The 5948-nt window shown below is 36.7% G+C and carries 8 protein-coding genes; 4 read left to right on the top strand and 4 right to left on the bottom strand.

The genetic code is table 11. From position 1 onward, the window contains the following. Positions 1 to 79: 79 nt before the first annotated feature. Together V7149_RS25755 and V7149_RS25750 are read left to right on the top strand one after the other, a co-directional pair. Positions 80 to 496, top strand: a complete 417-nt coding sequence (locus tag V7149_RS25755; RefSeq protein WP_335354707.1) for a MarR family winged helix-turn-helix transcriptional regulator — start codon at positions 80 to 82, stop codon at positions 494 to 496. A 35-nt stretch (positions 497 to 531) separates the two neighbouring features. Then, complete coding sequence (locus tag V7149_RS25750; RefSeq protein WP_335348400.1) at positions 532 to 1731, top strand: MFS transporter; 1200 nt, start codon at positions 532 to 534, stop codon at positions 1729 to 1731. A gap of 89 nt (positions 1732 to 1820) precedes the next feature. Here the strand turns inward: V7149_RS25750 and motB are convergent, their stop codons facing one another. The 4 genes from motB to V7149_RS25730 all read right to left on the bottom strand — a co-directional run bounded on the left by motB (position 1821) and on the right by V7149_RS25730 (position 5234). Further along, positions 1821 to 2594 carry a flagellar motor protein MotB gene (gene motB / locus V7149_RS25745; RefSeq protein WP_335348399.1) on the bottom strand — a complete coding sequence of 258 codons (774 nt, stop codon included), beginning with the start codon at positions 2592 to 2594 and terminating at the stop codon, positions 1821 to 1823. Then, complete coding sequence (gene motA / locus V7149_RS25740) at positions 2587 to 3381, bottom strand: flagellar motor stator protein MotA (RefSeq protein WP_335348398.1); 795 nt, start codon at positions 3379 to 3381, stop codon at positions 2587 to 2589. Before motA ends, motB begins: the two co-directional genes overlap by 8 nt. A gap of 381 nt (positions 3382 to 3762) precedes the next feature. Then, positions 3763 to 4002, bottom strand: coding sequence for a hypothetical protein (locus V7149_RS25735; RefSeq protein ID WP_335348397.1), 240 nt, complete (start codon positions 4000 to 4002; stop codon positions 3763 to 3765). A 134-nt stretch (positions 4003 to 4136) separates the two neighbouring features. After that, positions 4137 to 5234: a CotH kinase family protein gene (locus V7149_RS25730; protein WP_335348402.1), complete on the bottom strand. Its 1098-nt coding sequence runs from the start codon at positions 5232 to 5234 to the stop codon at positions 4137 to 4139. Positions 5235 to 5397: 163 nt separating this feature from the next. Here V7149_RS25730 and V7149_RS25725 point away from each other — a divergent pair, with 163 nt between their 5' ends. Both V7149_RS25725 and V7149_RS25720 read left to right on the top strand, forming a co-directional pair. Then, positions 5398 to 5565: a CotG/ExsB N-terminal domain-containing protein gene (locus tag V7149_RS25725; protein WP_335348396.1), complete on the top strand. Its 168-nt coding sequence runs from the start codon at positions 5398 to 5400 to the stop codon at positions 5563 to 5565. 100 nt (positions 5566 to 5665) lie between these two features. Further along, positions 5666 to 5845 (top strand): hypothetical protein, encoded by a 180-nt coding sequence (locus V7149_RS25720; protein WP_335348395.1) that lies wholly within the window; start codon positions 5666 to 5668, stop codon positions 5843 to 5845. Positions 5846 to 5948: the final 103 nt, after the last annotated feature.

Here is a 5948-nt window from a genome sequence, read left to right as displayed (position 1 = left end):
CAATTATTGTTATGAACTAGACAGAAAGAAAAAATTCAAATATAATTAGCTAGGTAACTAATTTGAAAAGGTGATTTATTTGAATCAAATACAAAATAATCTTTTTCACTCGATTAACCAGTTTAGCCGGCACTTTTCAAAAATCCTGAATGAGGCATTAACTCCTCTTGGATTATACACAGCTCAATGGACAATTATTTATTTACTTAAAACGAATGGACCAGCCACTCAAAAGGAATTGTCCCATTATCTAGGAGTTGAGGCCCCTACCATGACGCGGACGCTAGCAAGAATGGAAAAGTCAGGCTGGATAACAAAGAAGACCGGTACCGACAAACGAGAAAAACAAATCACTCTGACTGAGGTAGCTAACGGTATGTATGACACTTGGCTTCAAACTGTACGGACATGTGAGAGTCAAGCTTTAAAAAATATTTCTGATCAAGAGACTACAGAAATGCTGTCAATTTTGAAAAAGATGTCAGTCAATCTTTAAGTTATTTCTGTAGTTATTTTTTTAGGAGGACATCTATGAAAAAGCAACCATTATGGACAAAGGGTTTTTTAAGTATTTCAATTACAAGTTTTTTTATGTTTATCGGCTTTTATATTTTGCTGACCACACTGCCGATTTATGTATTGGACGATTTAAATGGGAACGGAACCCAAGTAGGATTAATTACATCCGTTTTCCTCATTGCAGCGGTTCTGATCAGACCATTATCAGGTAAATGGCTTGATGAAATTGGTCGGAAAAAGATTCTTTTTATTGCATTGATCTTGTTTTTCGTTTCCAGTATTTTTTATTTTTGGGCAAATACTATGCCTACTTTGCTTATTTTACGATTCGTTCACGGAATAGGATTTGGGATGGTGACGACAGCAGCTGGTGCGATTGCAGCTGATATTGTCCCTAATGAAAGAAAAGGGGAAGGACTTGGCTATTATTCGATGTTTATGAATTTAGCCATGGTAATGGGACCTTTTGCAGGCTTAACTATCATTCAATACTCGAGCTTTAACTCGCTGTTTATGTTATGTTCCATTTTATCGTTCCTAGCAATATTACTTTCATTTGCTGTACAGTTGCCTAAAGGAAATACTCTCGAGTCAAAACCAGCTCAGCCACAGAAATTATCGATTGACAGCCTATTTGAGAAGAAGGCAATTCCAGTTTCAATCGTGGCTGGAATTCTTGCTATCAGTTATTCGGGAATTCTTGCGTTTATTTCTGTTTATGCAAAAGAGCTTGGTTTAATCGAGGCAGCTAGCTTTTTCTTTGTTGTTTATGCTGCTGCCATGCTTATTTCCCGGCCTTTTACCGGAAAATGGTTTGATCTTTATGGGGAAAATAAGATTATTTATCCGGCAATCATTTTATTTGCCATTGGGATGTTTTTGCTAAGCCAGGCTACTACCACCTTTGGATTTCTGCTTGCCGGGGTCATTATCGGCTTAGGATATGGAAGCCTTACACCTTGCTTACAAACGATAGCCATTAAAAATTCTGATCCTTCAAGAAGAGGGTTAGCTACTTCGACATTCTTTACATTTTTCGATACTGGTATTGGTCTTGGGTCTTACGTTCTCGGAATTATCGCCGCGTATACGAGTTTTTCAACAGTCTATTTTATTTTAGTCGGAGTCATTTTTCTTGCTCTGTTTGCTTACTTTCTCTTACATGGAAAGAAAGCACTCTTGCCACAATCCAGAAAGACATCAGAAGTGTAATTGGAGGAAATCAGCTTGTTGGCTGATTTCCTTTTTTATTTTTATTGTATATCAGCGCATCTAACTAAAAAAACTAAACCAATTGAGGTTTAGTCTACAGTTCTTGGCAATATCAATATCTCTACTCTTCTATTTTTTGTTCGTCCCTCGCTCGTATCATTAGATGCAACTGGCTGGAATTCTCCAAAGCCCTTCGCACTGAACCAGCTTGGATCTAGTTTATCATTATGCAGAACAATTTTCATAAAGTTAATCGCTCTCATCACGCTTAATTCCCAGTTCGATTCAAACGGGGCATTTCCGATTGGTACATTGTCTGTATGTCCGCTAATGATAATATTCCTAGGGGGCTCCATAATAAGCAGCTCAGCTATTTCATCTGCAACCTTTACATCATTAGTCCGAACATCCGCACTTCCAGGTGAAAATAATACATTATCTCGAATCGAAACGAGCAATCCTTCGTCTGTAAGGGAGGTTTGAAGCCTTTCAGTTAAGTTGTTTTGATCAATATAAGTATTTACCTTATTTTGGATTGTGGCAAGTTCCTGCTGTTCTGCTTCTTTAAGTATCTCAGCTGCATTTTTCTGATCCCTTTTACTTTTCGTATCATCGCCTTTAACATCTGTTGATTGCATCTGCCCTTCAGGTATTGGACTTGGGAAATCAAAAATTCCCGTTCCGCCTGAAAATGCACTATTGAAAGCTCTTGAAATTGCCTGGAACTTTTGAGCATCAACTGAGCTTGAAGCGAACAGAACGATAAACAAGGCTAACAGCAAGGTTAATAAGTCTGCATAAGGGAGCAACCATGATTCATCAATGTGCTCCTCTTTGTGATCCTTCTTTTTCCTTCTACTCACCTTTCTTCACGCCGCCTTCTTCAAGAAATATCTTTCTTTCTCCTGCCGGTAAATAAGATGCTAATTTTTGTTCAATGACTCGCGGCGCCTCTCCTTCAAGAACTGATAGAACACCTTCAATCATCATAGTCTTTAGCTTTGTTTCCTGCTTTGATTTTCTTTTCAGCTTATTTGCAAATGGATGCCAAAGGACATATCCTGTGAAAATCCCTAATAAAGTTGCCACGAACGCAGCACTAATTGCATGACCTAAAGTATCTGTATCGTTCATATTTCCGAGAGCGGCAATTAATCCGACAACTGCTCCCAATACTCCTAATGTCGGAGCATAAGTTCCAGCCTGGGAGAAAATTTGAGCTCCCGCTGCATGTCTCTCTTCCATTGCTTCAATTTCCTCATTTAAAACGTCACGTATGTAATCTGCACTCTGACCATCTACAGCTAGGGAGAGTCCATTTTTTAGGAATGGGTCATCGATTTCACTTGTCTTTGCTTCAAGTGCTAGCAACCCTTCTTTTCTTGCAAGCTGTGCCCATTCAGAAATTATTTTTATTAAATCAACTGGATTCATTTGTTTTTTCTCTTTAAAAATAATTCCGAACAACTTTGGAAGTCGTTTTATTTCACTAGTTGGGAACGCAATTGCTACTGTAGCAGCTGTCCCTAGTAAAATAATTAATACAGCCGCTGGGTTCATTAGCACTGCAGGATCTACTCCTTTAAGAACCATCCCTACCCCAACTGCGATAATCCCCAATATTAAACCTATTAACGTTGTTTTATCCATATGTCCTCACCCATCTTTATTTAAAAATACTCCCTCTTTTCTTATTTCGACATATTCCTTCAAAGATTAAGGTGAAAATTCTTATTTTTTTCTTTTTCGATTTGTTAACTTATTATTTTTTCACTATTCTACGATTATTGTTGTTCTCTAACGTTGAAATTTCTATTTCATTTACCTTATTGCTATATTGCTCCTCCTAATTTGTTCCCTAACATAGAGAAAGACAGGGATGGAACCCCTGCCCTTTCTTAGATCAATGCTTATTAATAAATAATTGACCTAATAGCTTTTACTGCCGCGAAAATGCTTGTTCCGTATGAGGTGAATCAGTGGCGGAGCAGCAATGGTTTTAGAAATTGTCATCATTTTCATTATTAATTGTTAGAAGAAGAAGCCGCAACCGCAACGTCTTCTGCAACCGCAAAAGAAATCACTTCTTCTGCGATCTGTTCTTCTGCGATCTGTTCTTCTGCGATCTGTTCTTCTGCAATCTGTTCTTCTGCGATCTGTTCTTCTGCGATCTGTTCTGCGGACTTCTCTTACATTCACTCTATTGGCAGCAATATTTACTTCATCGGCCCTAATATTCTGAACTCGTCTTCTTCCTGTTTGCTGGAACATTCATCTTCCCCCCTTCCTTTTTCACTAATATAGACTATGCTTTAGTTTAAATATGGAGTGGACAAACAACTAAAATAAAGTGCCCATTTTCTAAAAATGCTCGCCTTTTTTATAGCAATCATTCTATCCCTTTACTAGTTGAAACCTAGCTTTTTCAGCTCACTTTTCAAATAGTTGTTTCTATCCGTTATAAATTTACAAATGAATTCCGGTTCCATATCAAATTGTTCGATATACATTTTTTTATAGGGATCTTTTAAAACATAAGGACGAAGGTTCGTATATATGTCCTGTATTATTGGTTTCATAAAGTCGACTGTAAATTGATGTTTGAGGATCTGATCGAGGTTCTTATAATATAAATTTCTAAATGAAGGGACATCGAGCATTCTTGCCGATAACGTATTAAAACCTTCTATTCTTACATAGTCATAATCCATAATCTCCCCATGAACATCTCTTCCCCAAGTTGCATCATAATCCCAAGGAAGAATTTCAAATAACCCCGCATCACCATTCCTGCACAAAGCATAGTTCTGAACAAATCCATCGTAGTTTTGAGTACAAACCGCACCTGCTAGCCAAAGCAAATACTTTTCAACATCCATATAATTTCCTATCTCTCGTTCAAATTCTTCTCTTAAAAGTGTATTGGCTTTGAAAATAAACTCTTGTAAGATCAAACATTCTTCGTCCAGTCCATACTTTATTTCATAGCCCATTTCTAAAGATCTCTTAGGAGCATTATCATATTCACTAATCAGTGAGAAATTTGCATCTCCATCAACCGCGTAAAATATCGATTGTACTGGGATATTCCTTTTTTTGAAAAAGTATTCATCTACTGACTCTAATTGCAAATAAACTCCTTCTGGTTTTCCATTTAATACAAGAAAAACATGCTCTGCAGAGGGGGCCTTGACACCAATACTAGAGAAAAAATCAAAAGAAAGCTTATTTCTTATTAATGAATGATCTTTATATTCTGCATTTAAATGAAGCTCTTTTGCCCCATTCCATGTCCTAGGTTTATAAAAATGAAAATGATACGACTTCTTCTTGAACTCTCGAACATAATATCCTCGGTACCTAATATCAATGTCATGCTTTTTATTTTGAATGTTTATTATTCCCGTAACAGATTTATCTGACCAAATATTCTTCTTTAAATCGATGAGGCTTTTCGGATTTATAAATAAGTTATAGATTGGTATATCTGTTTTTTTCAAAATAATCTCCCCTAACCGAACCGTTATTAAATGGTATGACAAACATTCAAAGGATGACAGTCCTATTTCCAAAAATACGCAATCGTCTAAGGCAAAACTTCTTTCGGATCCGTATTCTAATAGCAGGAAAACGAAGAATGAACCAATCAATAAGGAGGATATGACTTTGAAAGATTATAGTGAAGCCGATATCCATCGTGCGGTTGAAGAAGTAATCGCTGCAGGAATGGAAAAGTTTCTATATCAAGAGCCATTTTCATCTAAAAGATCAAGGCAGTCTAATAGCAGAAAGTGTTCGCTCAATACAAGAATGGATCGTGAGAATGATGAATAAAAGCTTTGCAAATGCAAAGCTTTTTAATTACAAGGCAATATACATAGGATTTTTTAATTAAGGGGAAGATACATGAAGAAAAACGAAAGGAGCAGATACAATGGCAAGAGGTAAAGAGTTTAACCACAAAAATAAAAATCACCCGGGTAATTTCCCAGACAATTCAGTAATAGAAAGTAAAGCAACAGAGGCACAAGAGGATGAGGAATTTCTTGTTGTCCAAGAAGCATTCAAAAATCGCATAGAAGGTCACGATGGAACTGAATTTCGGGATAAGTAATTCGAACAACTATCTAGTATAGTATCAATTTAACTGGACAAGTTTTCTTTTTTTTGAAAACTTGTCCAATTAATCTACTTTGCTGGACAGCTTTTTTACTTTT

The organism is Bacillus sp. JJ1503, assembly GCF_036965125.1.
Classification (GTDB): Bacteria; Bacillota; Bacilli; order Bacillales; family Cytobacillaceae; genus Cytobacillus.
This window is presented reverse-complemented; position numbering and strand designations above follow the sequence as displayed.